This window comes from Anaerovibrio slackiae (assembly GCF_009695585.1).
GTDB classification, from domain to species: Bacteria; Bacillota; Negativicutes; order Selenomonadales; family Selenomonadaceae; genus Anaerovibrio; species Anaerovibrio slackiae.
Genome location: NZ_VUNR01000012.1, coordinates 12,036 through 38,984 on the forward strand (window position 1 = coordinate 12,036; position 26,949 = coordinate 38,984).

Below are 26,949 nucleotides of genomic sequence, written 5' to 3' on the forward strand. Positions count from 1 at the left end.
TTCTATTCCCCCTGATTGATTAATTCCTAACTCGCTTCATAATTGCATCCGCTACCTGTCCCACAGGCAGTATCTCGTCTGCAATGCCCGCCTCTACAACGGATTTCGGCATGCCGTACACAACGCAGGTCTCATCTGACTCAGCTATTACATAGCCGCCAGCCCTCTTGATCTTCTTCATACCTGCTGCACCATCACAGCCCATGCCTGTCAGAATAACCGAAACTATATCTCCCCCGTATTTTACCACGGAGTCAAACATTACATCCACTGCCGGCCTGTGGGACGCCAGCGGAGGATCTTGATTCAAGGAAATCTCCCTCTTGGAAGCATTTCCTGTCACCGTAAGGTGATAACCTCCCGGAGCAATATATACATGCCCCGGCAGGATAGGCTCCCCATCCTCTGCCTCCTTCACTGTTACCTGGGACATGCCATTCAGCCTCTCCGCCAGCGACTTGGTAAAGCCTGCCGGCATGTGCTGCACCACTACCATGCCGCAGGGCATATTGCCCGGCAGCTTCGGTATCACCTGCTGCAGCGCCCTTGGGCCACCTGTGGAGGTCCCCAGTGCCACCAGCTTCGTGCCGGAGCCTGAGCTGCTGTAGCTGCTGTAAACAGGCGCCGCCTTCTTCTTCAGCAGCGGATTATCCCGCTTTGCCATCATGCCGGTCAGCCCCTGCTTATGCTGCTGCACCGAGGCCGCCAGCTTCTCCTGAGCCGATTGCGGCTTTATAGAGGCAGCTGTCTGAGGCTGGGCTACATTGTAACCTTTCTTCTCAAATATATTAATTCGCCTTAAATTCCCAGCTTCCTGCTTTTTGGCAAAAATATTCTTATTTATTTTTGATTTATTTATTTTAGCCCCTGCCACGCTGCGGCATTTTTCGATAATCTCCGACTCTATGGCATCAATCTTGGAGATGGAACCACCGGTCTTGCACAGAAAATCCACCGCGCCCAGCTCCAGTGCCCTGATGGTCTCGTCAGCCCCCTTCTTGGTCAGGCTGCTGAACATCAGCACGGGCACAGGGCAGTCCTTCATGATAACCTCCAAGGCACTGAGCCCGTCCATCACCGGCATATTTATATCCAGCGTCAGAAGGTCAGGCCGTTCCTTCGCCACCAGCTTGACGGCTTCCCTGCCATCCCTGGCAGTCCCCACCACCTGGAAGCCAGGCGTCTTCTCAAACAGGTCTGACAACACCTTGCGCATAAATGCCGAATCATCTGCAACAACTACGCGAATCATGATACCGCCCCCTATTATTTCTTGCCAATCCCCTTTGCCAGGCTCTGCCTCTGTATATCAAAAATAAACTTCACCAGCCTATTCTGATGCTGCCTGCTCAAATCCAGGAACTGGAACCCCACATGAAAAACATTATCTCCTGCTGCAGCCACCTTGACACAGCGTACAACCTTGCCCGTGATGCGCAGCATGCCTACCCCTGGAATATTATCCAGCTCCAGCACCGCCTTGCTGCCCAGGGGCAGCATAGTCTCATTCATCACGGCCAGGCCGCCGCCGCTGATGTCAACAGCCTTGGTGAAAATCATGCCCCCCATGGCACCATTCTCATCCAGTGGCCGCAAAATCACAGGATAATCAACGGAAATCCTGACGAACTCCCGGTTCTGCACCTTTTCCACAAACTCAGGCTTCCTGACAAACCAGACAGGAATCGGCGCCTTGCCCTTGTCCAGGTACACTGTCCTGAACTGGTAATAGCAGCCCTCCCCTGCCATCCTGCACACCATTTCCTCTCCCGGCATGGGAATAACCGGCACGCCCTTCTCATCCACCGGCATGGCAACCATCAGCTTGTTGCCGGATATATCCTCGACTCTGCTGGCAACGCCATTTTCCGTGCTCAGCGGAAAAAATGTCAGCCGCGCCCCTATCTTCAGCACCATATCCGCCGGCTTTCTCTCGCCCTTTCTCATCTTGCAAACCTACCCCTTGACCACAAATCAAATCCAAAAATCAAAATACAATTATCACTATCTATTTTATCGAAAAATACTTACTATTGCAAAATATTAGTGCATATTATGGAAAAATTTTCTCAAAAATCCCTGCCAGCCCAGCTTTACCCGCTGCGGACGTCCTGACAAAAGGCTATTTGCCAAGGCTTCCACGCATTTTGCCGCCAGTGAATCAGGATACGCCGCCAAAAGGGGCACCTGACGCCTGACCGCCTTCATCATGCTGGCATCATCAAAGACAAAGCCCAGGGATTTCAGCTCCATGTGCAGGAACCTTTCCGCCGTGCAGATCAGCTTGCTGGCAGTCTCCGTGCTCTCCACCATATCGTAGACCCGGTTCACCACCAGCCTGATAGGCTGGGTAGCCTCCAGCTGGCGGTATGACTTCAGCACCGCATAGCCGTCCGTCAGCGCCGTAGGCTCCGGCGTGATCACCAGCAGCACCTCGTCAGAGGCCATGATAAAATCCAGCACGTTCCTGCCAACGCCTGCACCGGTGTCCACCAGGATAATATCAGCCCACTCGTCGCAGGCAGACAGCTTGCTGAAAATCATCTGACGCTGCATGACCGTCAGCTCCCCGGCATGCTCCATGCCGGAGCCGCCGGATATGTAGCTTACGCCATACGGCCCCCGGATGAGGACATCCTCCAGCTGCACATTCTCCCTGGCAAGGGACAACAGGGTATTCCGGGAGCTGGTGCCCAGCAGCACGTCCACGTTGGCCGTGCCCAGGTCCGCATCCACGATAATCACCCTTTTCCCCTTCTTGCCCAGGGCTATGGCAAGATTGACCGTCAGGTTGGTCTTGCCCACGCCACCCTTGCCGCTGGTGACGGCTATCACCCGTGCCCCGCCAGGCAGCGGCATGGAGGTTCCCCCCTGCGCAGTTTCCTTCTGCAGGCCCCCTGCGCCGCCAGAAATTTTTCGTTCCACAAGCTTTCTCAGCCTGGTCGCCTGATCCTCCATACCTCTTACCTCAGCAAAAGCTCTGCCAGCCTCTCCACACTGGCAGGCTCAATATCATCAGGTACGCTCTGCCCATTGGTGATATAGGACAACGCCACCTTACGCCTATGCAATATATTCAGGATAATCCCATGGGTTCCTGTCTCGTCAACCTTCGTAAATATCACCCTGTCCGGCTGGCATATGGAGAAATTCTCCAAAAGCTCCACACCGTCACTGGTCTTGGTGGTTGCGCTCATTACCAGATGCTTCTCAATATCGGCATCTATGCTCAAAAGCCCGCTGAGCTCCTTCATCTGATACTCATTATACTGGCTTCTGCCGGCAGTATCAATCAAAATCAGCTGCTTGTCCTTGTGCTTTTCAATGGCCTTCCTGAGAGCCTCAGGATTGTAGACAATCTCCAGGGGCAGTCCCAGGATATCCGAATAGGTCTTCAGCTGCTCCACCGCAGAAATCCTGTAGGTATCCGCCGTAATCAGCGCCACCCTGGCTCCCTGCTCCAGCACGAATTTCGCTGCAATCTTCGCCAGCGTTGTAGTCTTGCCCACACCGGTAGGGCCAATCAATGCCACCACCTTCGGCTTGTTAGAATATAACGTAATGCCGTTGGCGACACGGATTGCCTTGCGTATATACTTTTCCAGGGCATTGGCTGCCTTCACCGAGTTGCTTGGTGCCAGAATCTCCGTACCGTTCAGCTTGGCAATCATGTCCTGAATAATCTTCTCCGTCACTTCCTGGGACTGCATGGCATTCTGCAAGGTAGGAACGGCATCCCCTGCCCCCTTGTTCCTGCTCATCTCCATCAGCATGGCCTTCATTTCCTCCAGCTGATTCTGCAAATCCCTGATTTCCTCGTCCTTGCCGGATTCGTCAGGGGCTGCCTTCTCCGGCTGATCATCAGCCACAGAAGCCTCAGAAACCTCAGCAGGAGCTTCCGGCTGCACCTCTTCCTTTGCAGCTGCCTCCTCCGCCTTTGCCACCTCAATCTTGGCAGGCTCAGGCTCCGCAGCCGCCCGTACCTGTTCAGCAGCCACAGGCTCCACAGGCGCCGGTTCCACCGGCTGCATCGGCTGCATCATCTCAGACACCGGCTCGGCAGCCACCGCTGCCGCTATATCCACCTCAACCGGCTCATTGGCCGCCTCCTGGGCCTGATTGACGCTGGCAAGCACCTCCCCGAAGGTCTGGCTGGGAGTATTCTGCGCCATGGCATGGCTGATTGCCTCCATGGTTCCTGCCGTCTGATACTGGTTGACAGCCGACCTTGGCGTAAAATTCGCCAGCGTTGCCGAGATAGATGAAATATCCGCCTCCGGCACGCCATAGGACTGCTGCCCCGCAGCCTCCCTGGCAGCAGCCCTGCTGCTCCTGGCCTCTGCCGCTGCCTGCAGCACAGCCTCATTGACCGGCGCCACAGGTGCAGGCTTGGAGGCCTCATCCTCCACGGCGGCAATCACCTCTACCACTTCCTTGCTGTGAAAGCCCAGGATGCCGCCCTTTTTCGTCTTGCTCGTATGAAGTATTACAGCATCCACACCCAGTTCCGCCTTGACATTGGCCATGGCCTCCTTCAGTGTAGGCGCCTTAAAGCTCTTGATAAGCATTTACAGCTTCACCACCCCAATAATCTGAATCTCTACAGACTGGTCTATCTCTGCATGTGACAGGACAATAATGCCCGGCACAGAACGCTCAACTAACTTCCTGAAATACAATCTCACTGTCGGGCTGGTCAGGGCAATCGGCTGATAGCCCATGTCCGTCAGCTTCTGCAGCTCCTTGCCCAGGGAATTCAGCAGCTTCTGCATGGTATCAGGGTCCATGCTCACATAGGAGCCCCGCTCCGTGCGCTGGACAGCCCCGGCAATCTTGTTCTCAATGGCAGGGTCCAGCGTAATACAGGTCAGCTGGTTGTTCTGCACATACTGCTGGGTAATCTGCCTTGCCATGGCATGGCGCACATACTCCGTCAGAATCTCAGTATCCTTGGTGGCCTGTGCATAATCTGCCAGCACCTCCAGGATAGTAGCCATATCCCTGATGGAAATGCGCTCCCTGAGGAGATTTGCCAGCACCTTCTGAATATCGCCCACGCCCAGAAGGTCCGGAATAACCTCGTCCACCAGGGACTGGTTGGTCTTCTTGGCGTTGTCGATAAGGTTCTGGGTTTCCTGACGGCCCAGGATTTCATCCGCATGAGCCTTGATGACCTCCGTAAGATGGGTGGCAAGCACGGATACCGCATCCACCACCGTATAGCCATTCAGCTCCGCCTGCTCACGGGAGGCCTCAGGAATCCACAGGGCAGGCAGCCCGAAGGCCGGCTCTATAGTCTCAATGCCCTGAATTTCCTCAAAGACAGTACCTGAATTCATGGCCAGGAAGTGGTCCAGCAAAAGCTCCCCCTTGGCAATCTCAATGCCCTTCAGCTTGATGATATAAGCATTTGGCTTAATCTGAATGTTATCCCTGATACGGATGGTAGGCACCACCAAACCAAGCTCCAAGGCACACTGGCGGCGAATCATCACAATGCGGTCCAGCAGGTCTCCCCCCTGTCCCGTATCCACCAGGGGAATCAGGCTGTAGCCGATTTCCAGCTCCATAGGGTCCACCTGCAAAAGAGAAACGATATTCTCCGGCTTGGTTGCCTCGCTCTTGGTCTTCTCCTTCTTCTCCACCACGGCAGTCTCCTCTACCTTCTTGTCTCCTGCCGCAATCTGCCTGCCGATAATGCCGCAGGCAACAGCCAGCACCATAAACGGCAGCCCCGGCAGCCCCGGCACACATGCCATAGCCGCCAGCACGCCGCAGACGATATAGAACACCCTTGGCTTCGCCCCCAGCTGATGGATAAGGTCATACCCCAGGTTGCTCTCGGAAGCCGCACGGGTAACGATGATACCGGTAGCCGTGGAAATCAGCAGGGCAGGAATCTGATTTACCAGTCCCTCGCCCACGGTCAGCAGGGTATAGTTCTGCAGCGCCTGCTCCACAGTCATATTGCGCTGCACCATGCCGATGACGAAGCCGCCGATGATGTTAATAAAGATAATGATAATAGCCGCGATGGCATCACCCTTGACGAACTTGCTGGCACCATCCATGGCACCGTAGAAGTCAGCCTCCCGCTGAATCTTCTTTCTGCGCTCGCTGGCCTCCGCATCGGTAATGGCACCCTGATTCAAATCCGCATCAATGGCCATCTGCTTACCAGGCATAGCATCCAGGGTGAAGCGTGCCGATACCTCTGCCACGCGCTCCGCGCCCTTGGTAATAACCATGAACTGGATAATAATCAGAATGACGAAAATGATAAAGCCTACTACTGCATTACCGCCCACAACGAAGTTACCGAAGGAGCTGATGAGCTCCCCTGCATAACCCTCCAGCAAAATAAGCCTGGTAGAGGAAACATTCAATGCCAGCCGGAACAGGGTTGTAATCAGCAAAAGGGACGGGAACACGGACAAATCCAGTGCCTCCACATTGTAAATAGCACTCATCACAACCACCAGTGCCAGGGTAATGTTCATGCACAGCAGCAAATCCAGCAGCAGGGTAGGCAGCGGAATAATCATCATAACGACAATTGTTACGATGCCCACCGCAATCATTACGTCACTATATTTCTTTACAAAGCCAACCTTCTCGGCGGCCATAACCGATGCAGCCATAATCTATCTCCTGCTCTCTATCTTACGCAAACCGCCGTCTATGGCGATGCTTGAGTTTATATACATAAGCCAGAACCTCGGCAACCGCCTTGAACAGCTCCTGAGGGATACTGCCTCCCACATCCACAGCTGCGTACAGGGCCCTTGCCAGGGGCTTGTTTTCCACGATAGGCACGCTGTTTTCCCGCGCCAGCTCCTTTATTTTCTGAGCCACAGCATCCTGTCCCTTGGCCAGCACCACCGGAGCCGGCATGCCGGCCTCATACTTCAGTGCCACGGCAAAGTGGGTAGGGTTGGTGATGATGACATCCGCCTTGGGCACTTCCTTCATCATTCTGGACATGGCCATCTGACGCTGCTTCTGACGGATCTTTCCCTTGATCTGGGGATCACCTTCCTGCTGCTTGAATTCTTCCTTGACCTCCTGCTTGCTCATCTTCAAATCCTGGGTATTCTGCCATTTCTGGTAAATCAGGTCAAGGATGGCCATCACCATGAACAGCCCGATAATCTTGAAGACCAGTTTAAAAACCACCTCGGAAACCTGGGACACACCGGCAAACAAATCCGCAAACATCAGCTTTGGCATCTGCCACAGCTCCTCGGAAAGGTTCATGTACACCAGTGAGCCGATGATGGCAATCTTTATCAAAGACTTGGCCAGCTCCACCAGGGAACGCTTGGAAAAAATCCTGCCAAAGCCGCTGATAGGGTTCAGCCGCCCCGGATTGAAGCTCAGCTTCTCCGTGGAAAAATGAAAGCCCACCTGTGCCACATTCATGGCAAGGCCAATCACCATGATGAACAGCATCAGGGGAATGGATGTCTTTGCCAGCAAAATCACGATGCCGATAAAGAGCTGCATGATGGTCTCCTCATTCACATCGAAATTCAGGTTGCCAAAGATGTAGACGGAGTAGTTCATAACCTCCTCCACGGCATCGCTTCCCAGCATCTTCAGCACAAAGAAGCCTGCCAGCATGACAAAAGCCGCATTGATTTCCTGGCTCCTGCCCACCTGGCCCTTTTTCAGGGCATCCGCCCGGCGCTTGGCCGTCGGTTCCTCAGTCTTCTCACCGGCAAAAAGCTGCAGGTCAAAGGCAAAATCCACTTCGCCAGCCCCTGCCGCCTCCCGGCGCTCATCTTTTTTATTGTAATGCTCTAAGGGCAATGGAAATATTTCCATACATCTCATTGAACAACACATCCAAAAACATCACATAGAAGGGCATGATAATCCCCACAGTAAACAGGCCGATGATAATCTGCATGGGAATGCCCACCACGAAGATATTCATCTGAGGCATGGTCCTGGCCAGTACGCCCAGGGAAACATTCGTCAAAAGAATGGCAAAAGTCAATGGCATGGCTATCTTCATGCCTGTCAGGAATATCCCTGCCGTAAAATCCACTATCAGGTTGGCAAGGCTGCTGACATCAACATTCATCCCCAGCACCGGCACGGAATCAAAGCTCCCCACCAGAGCTCCCAGCAGCATGTGATGGCCGTTAGTCACCACAAATATGATCAATGTCAAATAGTACAAAAAACTGCCAATAAGAGGATTCTGCTGATTGGAGGTAGGGTCCATCTCATTCACCACGGCAAAGCCTGCCTGCATATCCATAATCTTGCCTGCCATGTTAATGGCCATCAGGGCGATATATGCCACAAAGCCGATCAGCCAGCCGATAAAGAGCTCCGAAAGCACCGCCAGCATGTAGCCAAAGATAGAGGCAGGCGCCTCTATGGCCATCTTCTGATCCAGCACCGGAAACAGCACCAGGCTGATGACAAAGGCAATCCCGGCACGAAAGTACACAGGTATATTCTGGCCGCCCCAGAAGGGAGCAATAATGAACAGGCCGCTCACCCTGGTCATTACCAGCAAGAACAGCGCTGCATGATTCTGCAGCAAATCATAAAAATCCACCCTGCCACCTCATAAGCTAAACACAAGCCAAACCATAGAAAAAATCAATAACCCCATACACCGGCTCAGCCGATATAATAAGGCAGATTGACCAGCACATTGGTCACATATTCCACCATCAGCCTCAGCATCCATGGCCCGAAAATCAAAATTGCCACGAATACTGCCACAATCTTCGGTATAAAAGCCAGCGTCTGCTCCTGAATGGAGGTAGTTGCCTGAAAAACGCTGACTGCCAGGCCAACCAAAAGCCCCAGCCCCAGCATGGGAGCTGAAATCAGCAGCACCATCCTCAGAGCCTCCTGAGCCATCTGTATAACCAAATCACCCGACATAATCCTTCACCTCTGTCACTTGAAGCTGACAATCAACGACTTAATCAAAAGATGCCATCCGTCTACCATGACAAAAAGCAATATCTTGAAGGGCAACGAAATCATTACCGGCGGCAGCATCATCATGCCCATGGACATAAGGGTGCTTGCCACAATCATATCGATAACGATAAAAGGCACATAAATCATAAAGCCTATCTGAAAGGCTGTCTTCAGCTCGCTGATCATGTAGGCAGGAATCAGGGTAAAGGTGGAAACCTCCTCTGGTCCATTGGGCCTGGGACCGTCTGCCAGATTGACAAACAGTGCCAGGTCCGCTTCCCTGGTCTGCCTGAACATGAATTCCCGGATGGGCTCTATCGTATTCTCGATGGCCTGCTCCTGGGTAATCTGCCCTGCCAGGTACGGCTGCAGCCCGTTCTCATTTGCCTGGCTCCAGTAGGGAGCCATGATATAAAAGGTCAGGAACAGGGACAAGCCGATAATCACCATATTTGGCGGTGCTGTCTGGGTAGATAATGCATTGCGTAAAAAACCAAGCACCACAACAATTCTGATAAAAGCAGTAGTCATTATCAGAATAGAGGGTGCTATGGACAAAATCGTCAGGACAGCCATCAGCTGCAGCGTCACCGCCACATCCTGCGGATTGTCCGCCGTCCCGACATCAATATTCACATTTGGAATCAGCGGTGCAGCCGAAGCGGCATGAGCCACCGCAAAAACGCCTAAAAGACCTATTATGCAAGGGCACAAAAGCCTCTGTACTCTGGTCACAATCTCCACAACTCCTTATCCCCTGCGATTCAGGCCTTCCCGAAACAAGGACGGCACCCTCCTGGTCAGCTCCTCCAGGGAGGACAGCTGGCTGGCAAACGCCCCCATATCCACCGGCTGTGCCACAGCCTGACGGCGCAGCCTGTCTATCTCATCAGCATCCTCTATCTCAGCCAGCAGATTTACCTGATGTTCCGTCACGCCCAGCAGCACTACCTTGCCGCCAATCTCCACTACGCAGACGGACTTGTTAGGCCCCAGGGCAAGATGCTCCAGTATCCTGCCGCCATTGGCAGCTGCCTGATGCTGGAAGCGCCCGCTTAAAAATCTGGACGCAAAATATGCCATGACAACCACAAAGGCAAAAACAGCCAGCAAGCTGATTAAATATGCCAATGTTGACCACCATGACATTTGAGAAGGTTTTGGATCAGTATTTTCATAACCGGCAAGATAACCGCCACCTGAGCCGGCTGCATCAGCAGCAGCTGCCAGAGCATCCGGCATAGCCACTGCTGAAAACACCAACATTAAAATACATAGGACAGATGCCATGGAGCAAAAACGACTCCAGTTCTTCATCAGCCGACTGCTTTTCTAACAGCTTCCAGTACGCGGTCTGGCTGGAAAGGCTTTACGATGAAGTCCCTGGCACCCGCCTGGATAGCCTCAATAACCATTGCCTGCTGGCCCATAGCGGAGCACATTACGATCTTCGCATTAGGATCAACCTTCTTGATTTCCTTTACGGCACTGATGCCGTCCATCTCAGGCATGGTAATATCCATGGTGGTCAGGTCAGGCTTCAGCTCCTGATACTTCTCAAGGGCCTTCATGCCATTCTCAGCCTCACCAACAACCTCATATCCGTTCTTGGTCAGGATGTCCTTAACCATCATTCTCATGAATGCTGCATCATCAACGACCAATACTCTTACTGCCATTTGTCATCTCTCCTCGTCAGTAGTATTAAGTGTATCACAAGTAAAATTCAGATTATAATCATTTCCATTATACTTGAAACTCAATAAATTCTCAAGTATAAGTTTTTAGACAAAAATCCAAAAAGCGATTACAATGCCTGCACACGCTCCAGAGGGCTTACAATCTCCGTAATCCTCACGCCGAAATTCTCATCAATTACTACAACCTCGCCCTTGGCGGTCAGCTGCCCGTTGACGTGAATATCCACCGGCTCGCCAGCCAGCTTGTCCAGCTCGATGATGGAGCCCGTGGAGAATTCCAGAATCTCCCGGATGGACTTCTTGGTGCGTCCCAGCTCTACGGTTACCTGCAGCGGCACATCCTTGATCAGGCTGATATTGGCTGCATTTACCTCCATCGGCTCGTTGGTCAGCGGCGCAAACTGCGCTGCCTGCACAGGCATGGACGGAGCCACCACATTGGTCTGGGCATAGCCAGGTGCCGCATATACAGGCTGCGCCATCGGCGGTGCTGCATACATCGGCTGCTGCGGCGGAGCCGCGTACTGTGGCGTTGGCGGCGGTGCCTGCGGTGCAGGTGCCGGTGCCGGGGTGGCCGGAGCAGGTGCCGGTGCGGCCGCTGCTGGTGCCGGTGCAGGAGCAGGTGCTGCCACAGGTTCCGGCTCAGGCTCAGGCTGTGCGCCGCCTCCCATCAGGAAGGAAACCATTTCCTTGGCTACATCCAGAGGCAAAATCTGCATGATCTCACTGTCAATGAGACCTTCCACCTCCATGCGGAAGCTGATCTTCGCCACCGGGTCATCGCCCTGTACCAGCTCAGTAACCTTTTCCTCCGCGCCCAAATCTATGAGATTTACCTTTGGCGGGGAAATATCAATCTTCTTGTTGAACATGGTAGACAGGGATGTTGCCACCGTGCCCATCATCTGGTTCATTGCCTCGCCTACGGCGCTCATGTGAATCTCATTGAGCTCCTCCTGCGGGTTCAGGCCATCGCCGCCCATCATCAAATCTGCGATGATAGAGGCATCAGATGCCTGAATAGCCAGAATGTTATTACCATTGATGCCGATTACATAGCCAACCTCCACAATCAGGTACGGCATCGGATACTGATTCTGAATAGTAGACATCGTATCCAGGCTAACATCAGGGGTAGTAATATTTACCTTATGTCCTAAAAGCACTGACAGAGTTGTAGCAGCACTGCCCATTGAGATATTGCCTATCTCACCCAGAGCATCTTTTTCCATGTCAGACAGCAAATCGCCTGGCAGTGCGGAAGAAGCAGCTGGTTCTTCAGCTGGTGCCGGATCATCGGCAGCAGGCGTAGACGCACCGCCATTTAACAGTGCATCAATCTCCTCTTGCGTCAATTCAGCCATTAGTACCTTCATCTCCTTCCGAAATTACTCTGGTAATCTGTACTGCCTTTTTCTTGCCAGCGGTACCAGGACGGCAATAGAACTTCTCGATATTGCCGATTATACATTTTAACTCATCATCAACTTTGGTATCCATTTGCAGGACGTCCCCATAGCTGAGGGACAGGAATTCCTGCACTGTTATATCAAAGGAACCCATCTGGACTATGACAGGCACCGAGGTCCTGTTTATCTTCCTGCGGATAAACTCCTCGTGCTCAGGATGCTCCTCCTTGGTCACGGATGCTGCTACCCAGAAGGTAGTTGTCAGCTTGGACATTATCGGCTCCAGTACCAGATACGGGATACATATATTCATCAGCCCCTCTACAGGGCCAATACGCATTTGCAATGTGATAATGACTACCATATCACTTGGTGGCACAATCTGTGCGAACTGCGGGTTGGACTCCATGGCCTCTATCTTCGGCGTAAACTGGGCTACGTTTGCCCAGGCTTCCCTCAGATGGCTCATGGCCTTGTCGAAAACCCTGCGGATTACCGCTTCCTCTATCTCGGTCAGCACCCTGGACTTGACGGTGTTCTCACCCTGGCCGCCGAATACCCTGTCAATGATGGCAAAGCAGATGCCGGTGTCAAATTCCATGATGATGTTGCCCTTGAGGGGCGGTACTGCCAATATGCCAATCACGCTTGGATTGGAAATGGACTGAACAAATTCCTGATAAGTGAGCTGCTCTACTGAGGCTACCTCCACGCTTACCAGTGCACGCAGATAGGTGGACAGGTAGGTGTTGAATAGCCGCGCAAAGTTGTCATGCAGCATGTTAAGGGTTCTGATCTGGTCCTTTGAAAATTTATCCGGTCTTTTGAAGTCGTAGGTCTTGACCTTTTTCTGCTCTTCTTCTGCCTTTATCTCATCGGCGTTGACATCGCCTGTGGCAAAGGCCGCCAGCAGCTTATCTATCTCAGACTGGGATAATACATCATCTGCCAAGCTTCATCCCCCTTTCATTATTTTTGTTTCTCATAACAATTTCCCGTAATAAATCCAAATTTTATTTTTTATTATTTATTATTTACTACTTACTGCTTTTTACTGCAGCATGAAGCTTGTTATGTAAATATCATATACAGAGCCTTCGCCCAGGGCTTTGTTCAGCTCTGCCTTCAGCTTTGCCTTCAAGTCATCCTGACGGGCTGCATCCAGCTCCTCAATCTTGACGGTGCGGATAATCTGCAGCGTAGTGTCCATGATTTTCGTCTCAGCAACCGGTGTCAGCTTGCCTTCTGCTACGTTGTCCTCACGGTCAGGGTTCAGCTCTACTGTCAGTCCTACCTTGAGGAAACGGCTGGACTTGATACCGCCTACATTGACGATGATGCCCTCCTTAGGATCTCCCAGCTTTACGAATACGCCAGGCTCATGATTCCTGGTCTCCACAGCCGTAGAAGGACCTGTTGACATAACCTGGGTGGTGATAAAGTAGGATATACCACCTGCTAATATGAGACCTACCAGTATCAGCACTACAACGATTACTATTGGAAACTTCTTCCCTTTTTCCGCTGGAGCTGCTTCTTCAGTCTTTTCTTCATCAGCCATTGCGTTCCACTCCTTTTTTTATACTCTATAACATTAATCCTCGTAAGTGCTTACAGGATTAAATTATATTCTCAGTAAATATCATCTATCCTACAGATATTACCTATCCTACAGATATTATCTATCCTACAGATATTATTTTACCAATATTCTGCTAAATTACAACCTTTATACGAAAATCTTACCATAAAAAGGGTATTTTGCACTAGTAGTTTTTCAGTTATTTTACATTTTTGCAAGTTTTCAGACAATAAAAGGCAATGAATCACTACTTTGTGCAAACTATCCTTTACATACTTGCAAGCTCTAAAGGTAATATTGATATTAACATTGATATTGACATTGATATCAACAGTAATATCACAATATCACTTATACAAGGCACGCTTGTACACCATTACCTTGCGTACAATATCCTCCATACGCTCCTGAACAATCAGCTTCTTGCCGTTAGTCAGGGTGATGACAGTATCAGGGGTTTCTTCCATTGTTTCTATAATTTCGGCATTGAGGATGAATTCTCCTTTTTTTCCGTCGGAATTAAATTTGGTGAGCTTAATCATGATGTGTTCCTCCTCTTTGCAATGATTTTTATAATAATTTTTTGCTAGCAATAATACGGTTGGTGGCGGCAGTGCCATCGCAGGCACGCTCGCGCTACTATCCACGCCTAGCGGTGCTAAGCTCTCGCTGCGCCTGCGGCTTGCGAATTGCTAAGCACCGAGGCGCGTCTCAGTGCCATGCGAATGGCACATGCCCCACCAACTGCTTACTGCTAATCCGATAACTCTATACCCTGTCACCAAAAGCAACAGCATACAGAAAATCCTATCATTAACGCTTCATGTTAATCAGGGTTTCCAAAAGTTCATCAGAAACTGTAATAATCTTGGAGTTGGACTGATAACCACGCTGGGTTACAATCATATCAGTCAGCTCACTTGCCATGTCAACATTAGACATTTCAAGGGCGGATGGAGTAATTGTACAGCCCAAATCATTAGCAGTCTTAACATTAGGCTTACCAGAGTTATTTGACTCCTGATACAAAGAATTACCAAGCTTGGTCAAACCTGATGAATTACCAAACTGTGCAATGGCTACCTGCGCCTCAATCTGATTGATACCATTTGTGTAAGTACCTGTAATAACGCCGGAACTGTCAACTGCAATACTTTTCAGCGTACCAGGAGCATTACCATCATTAGTGCCAAATGCAGTATTGCTACCAGAATATTGAGTCAACCCGGACAAGCCAACCGCTACTATCTGAGTACCTGTGGCACCATTATTCAGTGTCAAAGTAAAGGAACCATTACCGCTGACAAACTTACCATCTGTAGAAAATTGTATATCTACCGGATCCATGGTAACTGTCGTACCATCAATAACTATATTGTTAGTACCATCCTGATTTATCATAACCTTCCAGCTGTTACCATTGGTGCTATCCACACCAGTTTTTGCAAAATAGATAGGTATAGAATGGGTATTCCCTAAGCTATCGTAAACAGTTACTGTAGTGGTGATAGGCATGCTCCAACCAACCTGATAGCTGCCACTGGTCAATGTCTGTGTAGTTCCATCCTCCATCTGTACAGTCAGTACATTTGATGTTGAAGCATCAGCCTTTTGATAGCTTTCCTGTACTTTAGTGATAGTAGTAGTACCAGCAGTAGGATAAGTATCTCCAACATTAAACGTTCCAGCAGTACCTGCAGCTATAGGTACCGTACTACCATCAGATAAAGTCAAAGTCAATCCCATATTAGGAGTAGTGGCAGTACCTGTACCAGTCACACTATATGTTTTGCCAATAATAGCAGAAATCCTTGGCTCTGAAGCATCCAGATTATTAGTGTATATGACAGACTCAGTCGCCCGTGGCTCCATTGACTTGCCCGGCTGGATGCAAATAGATTTAGTAGCTGACGTAGTATTGATAGAACCATTATTGGCTACCCAGCCCTGGACATGATAACCATCACTATTTACATAATTTCCATCAGCATCAAATTTAAAGTTGCCATTACGAGTATAGTAAGTACTCATAGGCAATCCTGTGTTTTCATCGGCAGTTGCTACAATAAACAAACCATTGCCGGAAAGACACAAATCTGTGTTTACACCAGTAGACTGTACAGAGCCATCTGTAAACTGGGTATCAATAGCAGATACAGCGGATCCCAAACCTATCTGCTTAGGATTAGTACCACCTTTACCACCCTGTGCTGAGGATGCACCAGTGAGAGTCTGGCTCAAAGTATCAGCGAAAGTAACTCGGCCTGATTTAAAGCCGGTTGTATTTACGTTGGAAATGTTATTACCAACAACGTCCATGCGTGTCTGGTGATTTTTTAATCCGGAAACACCGGAATAAAGTGAACGCATCATAGTGAATCATTCTCCTTTTCATGGGGCAATGTTCCCGGGCTGCTTCTGTCATTCAGCAGCCCAAAAGCTTCCTGAAAGGTCCAGCTTTTTAGAGAATTGCCGCGCTGTCAATGTTTGTAAAAATATTTTCCTTCGCGCTTTTGCCGTCCATGGCAGTAATCACGGTTCTGTTTGCCACGCTGACTACCAGTGCCATATCATTCATATAAATGAGCGACTCCTTGGCTCCTTTTTTCGCCATCATGTCAACAGTGTCATCAAGCTTCTGCAAGTCCTGGGCACTGAGATTGAGGTTCCTGCTTTCCATTCTCTGCATGGCATGGTTGGAAAAGCTGACCTTCTTGGTAGCTGATTGCAGTATGTCTGCAAAGGAAGCTCCCGTAGTGACAGTGCCTGTCTGCACATTCTGCTTGATGCCGGATTTTTCTACTGGCAAAATAGGCTGTGACTGGAAAAAAATTCTTGTATCCGCCATCCTTCTTGCCTCCAAATTATTACTCAGGCAAATCGCCTTCGCCAATGCGTGTAAGGGTAGAAATATCTACCTTGGTTACTGCCTTGCTGATATTGCCATCAGCATCTTTTACCTCAGTTTCTACCATCAGGGATGGTGCACCATCGGAAATGCTTACACTCTTGGCCGTACCTTCATGCAAGGTGGTTTTGCCTTCGCTATCAATGGTTGCCCACTGTACAGTCTGACCTATCATGCTGGTAAGCTGTCCAACTAGTACAGATGTATCAAGATTTTCTACTAGTGTATGGACATTTTCCATCTTGTCAGCTACCTCGGTCATCTGCTCCAAAGCGGAGAACTGTGCCAGCTGGGAAAGATACTCGCCATTATCCATCGGGTCCAATGGATCCTGATACTGCATCTGGGTTACCAAAAGCTTGAGGAAAGTGTCCTTGCTGATGTAGTCAGCATTTACATCCTTCTTTGTTGCATTCTGGCTTGCCATGTACTCATCATAGTTATAGGTTACACCATTGACTGTAATTGTATTCAATGAATCTGCCATATCTATATCTCCTTTCCTCAAAGTTATACGGAATAATCCACACCGCTGGAAATCACATTTCCTTCGCTGTCATGGATATCCGTGGTTGCATTGTTTACCGGCTCGGCTGCTAATGCCTCGCTGGTGTCCTCAAAATCCTTCAGGTCAATCTGCTGACTGCGGACATGCTGTCCCTGGCTCTGATGGTTAAAGCCCTGCTGTGCCTGACCGTCAGGCAGCTGTCCATCCGGCAGGCTGGTCTGTACCTCTACACTATCAACCTTGATGCCCTGCTCGTTCAGCTGCTGCTTGAGCTGAATCATGCTGGTTTCCAGGATTGCCCTTACCTGGGCATTATCAGTATGGAAGGTAGCTGTTACACCACCGTTGCCATTGACGGAAACCTTCAGGCTGAGCTCGCCCAGGTGTTCAGGGTTCAGCTTTATTATCATCTCGCTGTTCTGACCATTCTGCAAAAGCTTCGCCTGCTCCACAATCTGCTGCGGCACATTGTAGGTTCTATTGGTCTGCTGAGCCTGCTGTGGTTCATTTATTGCCCCGGCATTGTCAGTATTCTGTGCATTGCCCAGTATCTGCTGGAAGCTTGCCACGTTGTCCTGCTGGCTCTTGCCAAGGCTGTTTTCCTGAGTGATTTCCTCACCCGGAACCACCACATCAAAGGCTGCTTCGCCCGGCATCTGCATGCCCTGCTGCTGGCCATGGCTGTTAGTCATGCCGCCCTGCTGGTTCTGATTCTGCTGCTGTGCAAAACCACGGCTATTTCCTTCGCCCTGCACAATCTCCACCTGACCTATCAGGTCATTTAGCTGATTGATGCCTACAGTGTTCTCCTGCTGGGGAGCTGCACTGTTTTCCTGAACAGTAGTAAAGGTTCGCTGGCCCGGCAGCATATTCAGAAGCTGCTGGCCGTTGTCATTCCTGCCCTGTGCAGCGTTGGCATTGACAGTCTGCTGAGACTGCTGCTTGCTCCCAAGCAACGCTTCAATAGAATTTGGCACATTGCTTACAGGCTGCTTCTGCTCACCTGACTGCTGCGCAACCTGATTGGACTGCGATGCAGATGGTGTGCCTGCATCTACAGGAGCCATTTCTTCCATGGCATTTACTGCCTGCAAGCTATCCAGAGGCTGCTTCTGTTGCTCGCCGCCTGGCTGCTGGATATATCCCATCTTTGCACCAATCTGCTGCTCGGCAAGCTCCTTGTTAGTTACATCCTGGGCATAATTGGTACTCTTGAAATAAGTATTCAGCTCTGCCAGTGGCTGCTGCCCCTGAGTGGCGATTACGCCCTCTGCCATTGCTGCCACAGGATTAGCATCTGTAGCGGTGCTGTCATTGCCCTCAGCTGGCGGCTGACCGTCAGCCTCACCCTTTTCCTGCACATCGGATGCGCCCCCGGCGTTTTCCGGCTGGGTATCTGCATTTGCTGCATCAGCCTTTTCCTTGCCATCAGCTGCCTCCGGCTTTTCCGGCTGAACATCCTTGGTGCTTTCATCCTTGGCTGCGGACTTGTAGTCGCTTTCCGGCTTCGCTGTGTCCTTGCTCCTTGCCTGCTGGGCCTGGTCCAGTGTCTTGGAAAAATCACTGCCCTGGCTGCTGGCTGTCTTGACAGAAGCCTTGACGGAAACCTTGGCTGTGCTGCCTGCGCCTACAGATAAAAGATTTACATTACTGCTCATAAATTCACCTCCTATACATATTATCGTATATATACAAACGATTGCTAAAGGCAATCGTCAATATATCATCACTGCATCTGCTGCTGTGCCTGATTATCCACTGTGACCTGCTGCACACGCTTCGGCACGCCCACATACATCAGCTTGGAAATGCTGGCTGCCTTGCCTGTGTCAAAGTTGGCCATAATCTGTGACACCTGGGATTCATCCATGCGCTGGAAAATGGCAATGACAATGTCGCTCTCCATGTTTTCCATGATTTTTGCCGCATCCTCCGGCTTCATCTCATTGTACAGCCTTGCCAGCTTGGATACCCGCTTCTTTTCCTCTGCCTGTCTCTGCTGGGTAAGCTTCTCAATTTCCTCCTTGGTCAGCTTAACCGGCTTTGACTTTTTATCATCGGCAGCCTTCTTGGCCTGTGCCTGTTCCTGCTTTGCCTTTTCAGCGGCACTATCAGGAACGGTGGAGCCATCCTCCGGTGTCGGGCGGACAAAATACTGCCCTATTATCGGCATGTCATAAAGCCCCAGCTTCTTGTTCATCTCATCACCATCAAGGATTTGGAGATAAATGCCCAGGAAAAAGCCACCGATAACCAGCACCACCAGCAAAAGCCCCATGCCTGCCCTTTTCAGTAGCACCTTTCTCCTGCTTGGTGCTGCTCCTTTTTCTTCTGCATTTGCCATCATATCACCCTAAATCAACGGTATATATCCAATACCTTGTTCACATAATTCTGTGTCTCGCGATACGGCGGAACACCGTTATAATCCTTTACGGCCTGTGGCCCTGCATTGTAGGCAGCAACAGCCTTCTGTACATCACCGCCGAAGGTATCCATCATCTGACGGAGATACTTGACACCGCCCTCGATATTCTGCTGCTTGTCATAAGGATTTACCCCCAGGCCTGCCGCCGTCTCCGGCATCAGCTGCATCACGCCTACAGCCCCGGCAGGAGAGACAGCCTCCTGATTGCCCCCGGACTCGGTCTGGGCTATTGCCGCTGCCAGCCTCGGATCTACATTGTACTTCCTGGCAGCTGCCGCAATCATGCTGTTGGTATCTCCCGGCATGATCACACCGGCAGCCTTCATGGCACCTGACAGCTCACTGGCAAAACTGCTGCCCTGTACTGTTTCCTGAGCCCCCTGCATCTTCTGCACCGCCTCAGGCTTCTCCATGTGCCTGTTATATGGGCTGGTAGCCAGCCCGAACCGCTGGTTCAGCTCATCAATGCGATGAATTACATTTTCCAGTCCTTCAATCTGCATCATATCAATTCACTACCTTTTTCCAAACTCAGCCCTGATTGCGGAAGTACAGCTGACCGCCGATTTCATCCAGCTGTTTCTGTTCCTCCTGCAAGGCCTCCGCCATGTATTGCTGCAGCCGCTTTTCCTTCAGCTGCTCTATGCTTTTCAGCTTGTTCATCACGGCAACCAGCTCCTGCATCTTCTTCTGACGCACCGCCTGCTTCTCCATGATAACACGCTGCTGACTTTCAATCTGCTCACGCTTCCAGTTAAAGAAGCTATTAAAAGTCATCAGCCTGCCCAAGCTGATGGTCTTGCCCGCCCCCGTCAGCTCAGCATAATCCTTGTGCCCCTGCGCCATCTCCTGCAGGTACAGGTTCAGCTGCTCCCTGGCTTCCTCCACCTCACGGGTTGCCAGTGCCAGAGCCACCTGCGCCTGCTCCTTATTCATCCTCGTCACCTTCAGGAGCGTCTCCAGCTTAAACCTGAATTTCTTCATACCATTCACACTCCATTAATGAACCCTTTTTCTATGTCAGTTACGCAGCAGCTAACAAGCAGCTTCACGCAGTAACCGGGAATAACCACAGTAGAACAGGATATGCTAGCGTTGCGAGCTAGGAATGTTTCGTATGCCTCGAAGATCGGCAGGGGCAGGGCAGTACCCCAACGAAAACCTTGAGTGCAGCCTCGCTTCTTAGCGAGTGCGAGCGTAAGCGACGCAGGAGCTTAGAAGCGTGAGGCTGTGCTAAGAGCGAGAGCGAGTTTTCGTGGGTACTGCCCTGCCCCTGCCAGCGTACATCATGCATACATCATATTCCTTCCAGCCGCTGTATAGTCTCCTCAAATCCCTGCACCTCAAACACACCCTGGCACAGGAAATCATTAATAGCATCAATCTTCTGGATAGCCTCATCAATCTTCTGGCTGGAGCCCTTCACATAAGCACCGATGTGAATCAAGTCCTCCGCTTCCTTGTACACCGCCATCAGGGCACGCAGCTTGCGGTTGGCCTCCATGTGCTCCTTGGGCACCACAGCCGACATAACACGGCTGACACTGGCCAGCACATCAATAGCCGGAAAATGGTTCTGGGCCGCAATATTCCTGGAAAGCACAATATGCCCGTCCAGAATGCTGCGCACCGCATCGGCAATGGGCTCATTCATATCATCGCCATCCACCAGCACGGTGTAGATGCCGGTAATAGAGCCCTTGGCACTGGTGCCTGCCCTCTCCAGCAGCCTCGGCAGCAGGGCAAACACCGACGGGGTATAGCCACGGGTTGCCGGCGGCTCACCTACAGTCAGCCCCACCTCACGCTGGGCCATGGCAAAGCGTGTCACCGAATCCATCATCAGGATGACCTTGCGCCCCTGGTCGCGGAAATACTCCGCAATAGCCGTAGCCGTCAGAGCCCCCTTGATGCGCACCAGGGCAGGCTTGTCCGAGGTGGCAACCACCACCACGGAACGCTTCAGTCCTTCTTCCCCCAGGTCACGCTCAATGAACTCCTTGACCTCACGGCCACGCTCCCCCACCAGGGCAATCACGCTGATATCCGCCTCGGTATTCCTGGCAATCATACTGAGCAGGGTGGACTTGCCCACGCCGCTGCCTGCCATGATGCCGATACGCTGTCCCTGCCCCATGGTAATCAGCCCGTCAATGGCACGGACACCCACATACAGGGAATCCTTAATCACCGGACGATCCAGAGGTGCAGGCGGGTCTGCCTGGATAGGGTACTCCGCCTTGCAGAGAATCGGCCCCTTGCCGTCAATAGGGTTGCCCAGGCCGTCAATAACCCTGCCCAGGAGCTCCGGCCCTACCTTCACCTGCAAAACCTTCTGAGCCGACACCACCTGGCAGCCTGGCCCGATGCCCTTGGTCTCGCCCAGGGGCATCAGGAGCACATAGCCCTCCCGGAAACCCACCACCTCGGCAGGCAGCGGCTCCACATCATCAAAATGGGATTGGACATAGCAAAGCTCACCCATGCTCACGTTAGGGCCGCTGCACTCTATTACCAGTCCGACAATCTGTACAACCTTGCCTATCATGTTCATGGATTTGCAGCTGTCAATGGCCTCATTGAATTTTTCCAGATTAATGCCTAGCTCCACTCTACCAAATCCCAACCAAGTATAAAAAATCAAATCACTTCATCACATTGCGCACAGCCTGCTCCACCAGCTGCAGCTGGGTGGCAAGCCCCGCATCCACCACGCCGTTAGGAGACTCCAGCAGGCAGTCCCCCGTCTTCAGGGACTCATCTGACTTTACGGACAGCGTAGCACTGCCCTCCAGCTGTGCTTGGAACTCCGACTGGGCCATCATCACCAGCTCATAGGCATCAGGCGCCACACGCACCTCCACATGGGGCTGGTCCTTGACCTTCTGCAGTGCCTCACGCACCAGGGGCAGGATCAGCTGGGGCACATCGATGAAATGCTGGGGCAGCACCTTGTTGGCTATCCGCATCACCATTTCGGCAATGGTATTTTCCGCCCCGATGACATAATCCTTGCAGGATTCCCTGGCCTCGGAGATGGTGCGCTCCGCAGCGGCATTGGCATCCACCAGTATCTGATGCTGCTCCTGCCGTATCTGCTCCGCACCTGCCTTGCGGCCTTCCTCCACGCCCTGGTCATAGCCCTGCTGCCTGGCTTCCTCATGGATCTGCTCAGCACGGTTCTTGGCCACATCCATGACCTTGTCAGCAGCGGCCTTGGCCTCCTGCTTGACTATCTCCGCCTCAATCTTCGCCTGCCGTAGCATCTGGGAGGCGTGTTCCTCCTTCTGGCGGATAGTTGCCAGCATATTTTCCAGTGCTTCCTGGCTCAGCCCCGGCTCCTCCGGCTCGCCCTCGGGCTCCTCAGCCCCGGCAGCCTTAAAGACAGGCACCTTGACAATTTTTGGCTCATCCTCATAGATGGCACCCTTGATTAACCTAGACAATCATTTCGTCACCCTTTCCGCGGGAAATGACAATGTCGCCCTTGTCCTCCAGCTTGCGGATGACATTTACAATCTTCTGCTGGGCTTCCTCTACATCACGGATCTTCACAGGACCCATGTACTCGATTTCCTCACGCAGCATGTCGCCGGCACGCTTGGACATGTTCTTGTAGATCTTCTCGGCAACCTCCTGATTGGTGGCCTTGAGTGCCAGGGACAAATCCTTGTTGTCCACCTCCCGGAGCACCATCTGCAGACCACGATCGTCCAGCATGACGATATCCTCGAATACGAACATGAGCTTTTTGATTTCCTCGGTAAGCTCCGGATTGTCCACCTCCAAATTTTCGATAATGGACTTCTCCGTGGTACGATCCACCCGGTTCAATACCTCTACGATAGCCTTTACGCCGCCTGCATCGGTAAAGTCCTGGGTAACCAGTGCCGACAGCTTCCGCTCCAGCACCCTTTCCACCTCACGGAGCACCTCCGGGGAGGTTCTGTCCATGACGGCAATGCGCTTGGCAACCTCCGCCTGCCTTTCCTGAGGCAGGGAGGTCAGGATGGTTGCCGCCTGATCCGGATCCAGATAAGCCATAATCAGCGCAATGGTCTGAGGATGCTCATTCTGGATGAAGTTCAGGAGCTGTGCCGGATCCGTCTTGTGCAGGAAGTCAAAAGGACGCACCTGCAGGCTGGTGGTCAGGCGGCTGATAATGGTAGACGCCCGCTCTGCCCCCAGCGCCTTCTCCAGAATATTCTGGGCATATTCCAGGCCGCCCTGGGACAGGTAGTTCTTCGCCATGGCCATCTGATAGAACTCGGACACCACAGCCTTCTTTTCCTCCGGGGTAACCTGCTTGTGATTGGCAATCTCCAGCGTCAGCTTTTCGATTTCCTCATCATTCATGTGCTTGAACAGCATGGATGAATACTCAGGCCCCAAAACTATAAACAATATCGCTGCCTTCTGCTGATTGGTCAGCTCCGGCTCGCTGTTACCATACATATTCATGGTGATTAATCCTCCGACAGCCAGGTCTTAACAAGCATAGCCATTTCGGCAGGCTTGTTGCGAATAAGCTCCTCGATAGTCTGACGCTCGGACAGGTGCTCCTGCTCCTCCTCGGTCATTTCCTCCGGCTCTATCTCGCCGCTCTCAAGCATAGCGGCACGCTCTGCCTCTGCACGCAATCTTTCCTCCTCGGCCAGCCTCTCTGCCTCCTCGATAGCGGCCTGCTCTGCCTCCAGGCGCTTCTTGCGCTTCCAGTAGAAGTAGCCTGCCACGCTGCCGATAATCAGGAGAACCAATGCCACAGCCAGCATAATCTTCATATTCTCCGCATCCTTTGCAGCCTGTTCCTCGGCAGCCTGCCTGTCAGCAGCCTCGGTACTGAACGGCAGCGGCTCTACGGACACGGTGTCCCCCCGGTCAGGGTTGATGCCCACGGCAGAAGCCACGGAACGCTGGATGCTCTCCTGCTGGACAGGGGTAATATCCTCATTGACCAGCACCGCGATGTTGACGCGCTTGATGGAGCCAGGGGAGGCCACCGTCTTCTCCTTGGCCTCATTTATCTCATAATTCTTGGTGGTTTCCTTCTTGGCATAGTTGGCATTGCTGTTGTTATCCTGTGCCACATAGCCAGGTACGTTGGACTGGGTACCTGCAGGTCCCCCCGGCGATGTGGACGTGCCGCTGTAGGACTCGTTGATAGTCTGCTCGCTGCGGATAATACCGGAATCATCCACCACCGGCGTATAGGTCTGCTTGTCAGTCTGCCGCTGATCAAAGTCCAGCTCCACGTTGACGCGGACATAGGAATGTCCCTCGCCCAGCGCCTGATCCAGCATGGACTGCACGTCGCGCTGCATGCGCTCCTGCACCTTCCTGGTCATATCCAGCTGGGTCATGGTCTGCTGGCTGACATTGTTTTCTTCATCGTCATCAGGATCGTTCAAAATCCTGCCGGTCTCATCCACCACGGTAATATTTTCAGGCAAAAGCCCCTGGATGCTCCTGGATGCCAGGTTGACAATGCCCTTGATTTCCTTCTTGTTCAGCTCCATATTCGGGCGCAGCTTCAGCATGATGGATGCCGTAGCCGGCTTTTCATTCTTCTTGTAAAGGCTGTCCTCAGGCAGCACGATATGCACCCTGGCCTTTTCCACGGCTGCAATCTGCTCGATGGTGCGGGTAAGCTCCCCCTGCAATGCCTGCAGGTAGTTTACCTTGTTCTGGAACTCCGTCACGCCCAGCTTGCTGTCATCAAAAATCTCAAAGCCCTTGTTGCCCCTAGGCAGGCCTTCCGTCGCCAGGCTCAGCCGTGCCTCATGCACATCGGCAGCCGGTACCAGTATCGTGGTGCCCTGCTTCGTCTCCTGAACCTCATAATTAACCTTGGTCTCCTTCAGCTTGGCTGCCACCTCGCCGGCATCCTTGGTCTCCATGTTAGTAAACAGCGGTACCATATCCGGCTTGCCGCCAAAGGCAAAGCTGGCTGCCACAATGGCAATTACCAGCACCACTACACCGCCGATAGCCATATAATGCTGCCGTTTCGTCAGCCTGCCCCAGAGCTGCAGGTATTTTTCTTTCAAATCACCCATTACCAAATCCCCTTGCTACGCAGTAATAATATAATTGCCATGCCGCTAAAAATTATACCTGCATACGCATGATTTCCTGATATGCCTCCACGGCCTTATTGCGCACGGCCAGTGTCAGCTGAACGGCAATATCCGCCTTTTCGGCAGCGATTACTACCTGTGATATATCCTCAACCTGCCCGGCAGCCAGTGCCGCGCCCAGCCTCTCGGACTCCTTCTGCAAGGCGTTCACCTCACCAAGAGCATCCTTTAAATATTCGCCAAAGGTGGGCAGCGCCTGCTGGGGCTGCTCCTCCCCCAGATGACTCTCAGCCTGCATCTTTACAGGCGTCATCTGCAATGCTTCTATCTCCATCATGTCACCTCATTTTACTTGCTTATATTCAGTGCCTGCTGCGCCATGCTCTTGGCAGCATTAATCGTTGTCACATTGGCCTCATAAGCCCTGGAAGCCGTAATCATGTCCACCATCTCGGTGACAATATCCACATTCGGCAGCTCCACATACCCCTCGGCGTTGGCATCCGGGTGTCCCGGCTCGTATACCAGCTTGCCCTGGGTATCATCCACGCCGATGCCAAGGGCACGCACGCCCTCACCGGCACGGTTCTTCCTGCCCTTGCCCTTCTGCAGTTCCCCTGCCAGAAGGCCTGCAAAGCCGCTTTCCTGGGCCTCGCGAGGCTGGAAAATAACATACCTGCGCTTGAAAGGTCCCCCCTCCACAGTGCGGGTGGAATTCACATTTGCTATATTGTTGGATATAACATCCATTCTCAGACGCTCCGCCGTAAGGCCGGAGGCTGCAGCGTCAATGCCGCCAAACATACTCATTGCACTCTACTCCATTCTATCCTGAAGCACTTTTTCATGCTCAAACTCACTTGCTTGTTATCACTGTCTTGACGCCCTGGATATAGCCGCCGATCTTCTTCGCCATGGCATTATAATAAATCTGGTTCTTTGCCAGGCTGGCCATCTCCGCATCAATATCCACGTTGTTGTCATCCACACGCATGGTGGTGCTGTCATCCAGCTGTATCCTGGCAGCCGCCCTGCTGTCAGGCGGCGCCATAGGCAGATGCCTGTCATGGGTACGCACCATCTTCAGCTTTTTCTTGTCATCATCCAGCCCCAGCTCCTTGGCCAGCAGGGATTCAAATATCACATCGCTGCGCTTGAACTTCGGCGTATTCACGTTGGCAATATTGTTGCTGATAACCTCCTGCCGGAGATTTGCCGCCGCCAGCCCCCTCTGCATATAATCCATAGTTGGTGAATTCATTATCTGCTGCAGCACAAAATCCACTTCCTCATTTCCGCAAAATACATGTCAAACCAATCAATTCATCCCATGCCGTATACGCTATATTAATAAATACGACACAAAATGCAAAAATCCTCTATAA

29 protein-coding genes are annotated in these 26,949 nt (G+C 51.8%); all 29 read right to left on the reverse strand.

Annotation, left to right across the window (positions count from 1 at the left end):
* Positions 1-19 precede the first annotated feature (19 nt).
* The 29 genes from FYJ84_RS07265 to flgB all read right to left on the reverse strand — a co-directional run bounded on the left by FYJ84_RS07265 (position 20) and on the right by flgB (position 26,840).
* Positions 20-1,252, reverse strand: coding sequence for a protein-glutamate methylesterase/protein-glutamine glutaminase (locus FYJ84_RS07265; RefSeq protein WP_154406936.1), 1,233 nt, complete (start codon positions 1,250-1,252; stop codon positions 20-22).
* A 14-nt stretch (positions 1,253-1,266) separates the two neighbouring features.
* A complete protein-coding gene (locus FYJ84_RS07270) occupies positions 1,267-1,947 on the reverse strand; it encodes a flagellar brake protein (RefSeq protein WP_154406937.1) in 681 nt (226 codons plus the stop codon).
* A gap of 96 nt (positions 1,948-2,043) precedes the next feature.
* Entirely contained in the window at positions 2,044-2,958 is a 915-nt protein-coding gene (locus tag FYJ84_RS07275; RefSeq protein ID WP_154406938.1) for a MinD/ParA family protein, read from the reverse strand.
* A 5-nt stretch (positions 2,959-2,963) separates the two neighbouring features.
* On the reverse strand, positions 2,964-4,568 hold the full coding sequence (flhF, locus tag FYJ84_RS07280; RefSeq protein ID WP_154406939.1) for a flagellar biosynthesis protein FlhF: 1,605 nt from the start codon (positions 4,566-4,568) through the stop codon (positions 2,964-2,966).
* Entirely contained in the window at positions 4,569-6,641 is a 2,073-nt protein-coding gene (gene flhA / locus FYJ84_RS07285) for a flagellar biosynthesis protein FlhA (RefSeq protein WP_154406940.1), read from the reverse strand.
* A 22-nt stretch (positions 6,642-6,663) separates the two neighbouring features.
* Entirely contained in the window at positions 6,664-7,836 is a 1,173-nt protein-coding gene (flhB, locus tag FYJ84_RS07290) for a flagellar biosynthesis protein FlhB (protein ID WP_235901390.1), read from the reverse strand.
* Positions 7,790-8,575, reverse strand: a complete 786-nt coding sequence (gene fliR, locus FYJ84_RS07295) for a flagellar biosynthetic protein FliR (RefSeq protein ID WP_277006442.1) — start codon at positions 8,573-8,575, stop codon at positions 7,790-7,792. Before fliR ends, flhB begins: the two co-directional genes overlap by 47 nt.
* 65 nt (positions 8,576-8,640) lie before the next feature.
* Positions 8,641-8,910: a flagellar biosynthesis protein FliQ gene (gene fliQ / locus FYJ84_RS07300; RefSeq protein ID WP_154406941.1), complete on the reverse strand. Its 270-nt coding sequence runs from the start codon at positions 8,908-8,910 to the stop codon at positions 8,641-8,643.
* A gap of 15 nt (positions 8,911-8,925) precedes the next feature.
* Positions 8,926-9,666 carry a flagellar type III secretion system pore protein FliP gene (fliP, locus tag FYJ84_RS07305; RefSeq protein ID WP_154406994.1) on the reverse strand — a complete coding sequence of 247 codons (741 nt, stop codon included), beginning with the start codon at positions 9,664-9,666 and terminating at the stop codon, positions 8,926-8,928.
* Positions 9,667-9,702: 36 nt separating this feature from the next.
* On the reverse strand, positions 9,703-10,194 hold the full coding sequence (gene fliO, locus FYJ84_RS07310) for a flagellar biosynthetic protein FliO (protein ID WP_235901393.1): 492 nt from the start codon (positions 10,192-10,194) through the stop codon (positions 9,703-9,705).
* Between the two features lie 74 nt (positions 10,195-10,268).
* Entirely contained in the window at positions 10,269-10,631 is a 363-nt protein-coding gene (locus tag FYJ84_RS07315; RefSeq protein ID WP_154406942.1) for a response regulator, read from the reverse strand.
* 128 nt (positions 10,632-10,759) lie between these two features.
* The gene (gene fliY / locus FYJ84_RS07320; RefSeq protein WP_154406943.1) at positions 10,760-12,016 is read right to left on the reverse strand and encodes a flagellar motor switch phosphatase FliY; all 1,257 of its coding nucleotides are present in this window, start codon (positions 12,014-12,016) and stop codon (positions 10,760-10,762) included.
* On the reverse strand, positions 12,009-13,013 hold the full coding sequence (gene fliM / locus FYJ84_RS07325) for a flagellar motor switch protein FliM (protein ID WP_154406944.1): 1,005 nt from the start codon (positions 13,011-13,013) through the stop codon (positions 12,009-12,011). Before fliM ends, fliY begins: the two co-directional genes overlap by 8 nt.
* A 99-nt stretch (positions 13,014-13,112) precedes the next feature.
* A complete protein-coding gene (locus tag FYJ84_RS07330) occupies positions 13,113-13,622 on the reverse strand; it encodes a flagellar basal body-associated FliL family protein (protein WP_154406945.1) in 510 nt (169 codons plus the stop codon).
* A gap of 368 nt (positions 13,623-13,990) precedes the next feature.
* Positions 13,991-14,185, reverse strand: coding sequence for a flagellar FlbD family protein (locus tag FYJ84_RS07335; protein ID WP_154406946.1), 195 nt, complete (start codon positions 14,183-14,185; stop codon positions 13,991-13,993).
* Positions 14,186-14,456: 271 nt separating this feature from the next.
* On the reverse strand, positions 14,457-16,016 hold the full coding sequence (locus FYJ84_RS07340; protein ID WP_154406947.1) for a flagellar hook protein FlgE: 1,560 nt from the start codon (positions 16,014-16,016) through the stop codon (positions 14,457-14,459).
* 88 nt (positions 16,017-16,104) lie between these two features.
* Positions 16,105-16,491, reverse strand: a complete 387-nt coding sequence (locus tag FYJ84_RS07345) for a TIGR02530 family flagellar biosynthesis protein (protein ID WP_154406948.1) — start codon at positions 16,489-16,491, stop codon at positions 16,105-16,107.
* Between the two features lie 19 nt (positions 16,492-16,510).
* Entirely contained in the window at positions 16,511-17,038 is a 528-nt protein-coding gene (locus FYJ84_RS07350) for a flagellar hook assembly protein FlgD (RefSeq protein ID WP_154406949.1), read from the reverse strand.
* Between the two features lie 23 nt (positions 17,039-17,061).
* Positions 17,062-18,717 (reverse strand): flagellar hook-length control protein FliK, encoded by a 1,656-nt coding sequence (locus FYJ84_RS07355; protein WP_154406950.1) that lies wholly within the window; start codon positions 18,715-18,717, stop codon positions 17,062-17,064.
* A gap of 68 nt (positions 18,718-18,785) precedes the next feature.
* On the reverse strand, positions 18,786-19,403 hold the full coding sequence (locus tag FYJ84_RS07360; protein ID WP_205764145.1) for a MotE family protein: 618 nt from the start codon (positions 19,401-19,403) through the stop codon (positions 18,786-18,788).
* Between the two features lie 14 nt (positions 19,404-19,417).
* Positions 19,418-19,993 carry a lytic transglycosylase domain-containing protein gene (locus FYJ84_RS07365; RefSeq protein WP_154406952.1) on the reverse strand — a complete coding sequence of 192 codons (576 nt, stop codon included), beginning with the start codon at positions 19,991-19,993 and terminating at the stop codon, positions 19,418-19,420.
* 25 nt (positions 19,994-20,018) lie between these two features.
* Positions 20,019-20,471, reverse strand: coding sequence for a flagellar export protein FliJ (gene fliJ / locus FYJ84_RS07370; protein WP_154406953.1), 453 nt, complete (start codon positions 20,469-20,471; stop codon positions 20,019-20,021).
* A gap of 313 nt (positions 20,472-20,784) precedes the next feature.
* A complete protein-coding gene (gene fliI, locus FYJ84_RS07375) occupies positions 20,785-22,086 on the reverse strand; it encodes a flagellar protein export ATPase FliI (RefSeq protein ID WP_407060742.1) in 1,302 nt (433 codons plus the stop codon).
* Between the two features lie 46 nt (positions 22,087-22,132).
* The gene (locus FYJ84_RS07380; protein WP_154406955.1) at positions 22,133-22,933 is read right to left on the reverse strand and encodes a FliH/SctL family protein; all 801 of its coding nucleotides are present in this window, start codon (positions 22,931-22,933) and stop codon (positions 22,133-22,135) included.
* Positions 22,926-23,942, reverse strand: a complete 1,017-nt coding sequence (gene fliG / locus FYJ84_RS07385) for a flagellar motor switch protein FliG (RefSeq protein ID WP_154406996.1) — start codon at positions 23,940-23,942, stop codon at positions 22,926-22,928. Before fliG ends, FYJ84_RS07380 begins: the two co-directional genes overlap by 8 nt.
* Before the next feature lie 11 nt (positions 23,943-23,953).
* The gene (gene fliF, locus FYJ84_RS07390) at positions 23,954-25,543 is read right to left on the reverse strand and encodes a flagellar basal-body MS-ring/collar protein FliF (RefSeq protein ID WP_154406956.1); all 1,590 of its coding nucleotides are present in this window, start codon (positions 25,541-25,543) and stop codon (positions 23,954-23,956) included.
* Between the two features lie 52 nt (positions 25,544-25,595).
* Positions 25,596-25,898, reverse strand: coding sequence for a flagellar hook-basal body complex protein FliE (fliE, locus tag FYJ84_RS07395; RefSeq protein WP_154406997.1), 303 nt, complete (start codon positions 25,896-25,898; stop codon positions 25,596-25,598).
* A 14-nt stretch (positions 25,899-25,912) separates the two neighbouring features.
* Complete coding sequence (gene flgC, locus FYJ84_RS07400; protein ID WP_154406957.1) at positions 25,913-26,374, reverse strand: flagellar basal body rod protein FlgC; 462 nt, start codon at positions 26,372-26,374, stop codon at positions 25,913-25,915.
* Between the two features lie 46 nt (positions 26,375-26,420).
* On the reverse strand, positions 26,421-26,840 hold the full coding sequence (gene flgB / locus FYJ84_RS07405; RefSeq protein WP_328596351.1) for a flagellar basal body rod protein FlgB: 420 nt from the start codon (positions 26,838-26,840) through the stop codon (positions 26,421-26,423).
* Positions 26,841-26,949 lie beyond the last annotated feature (109 nt).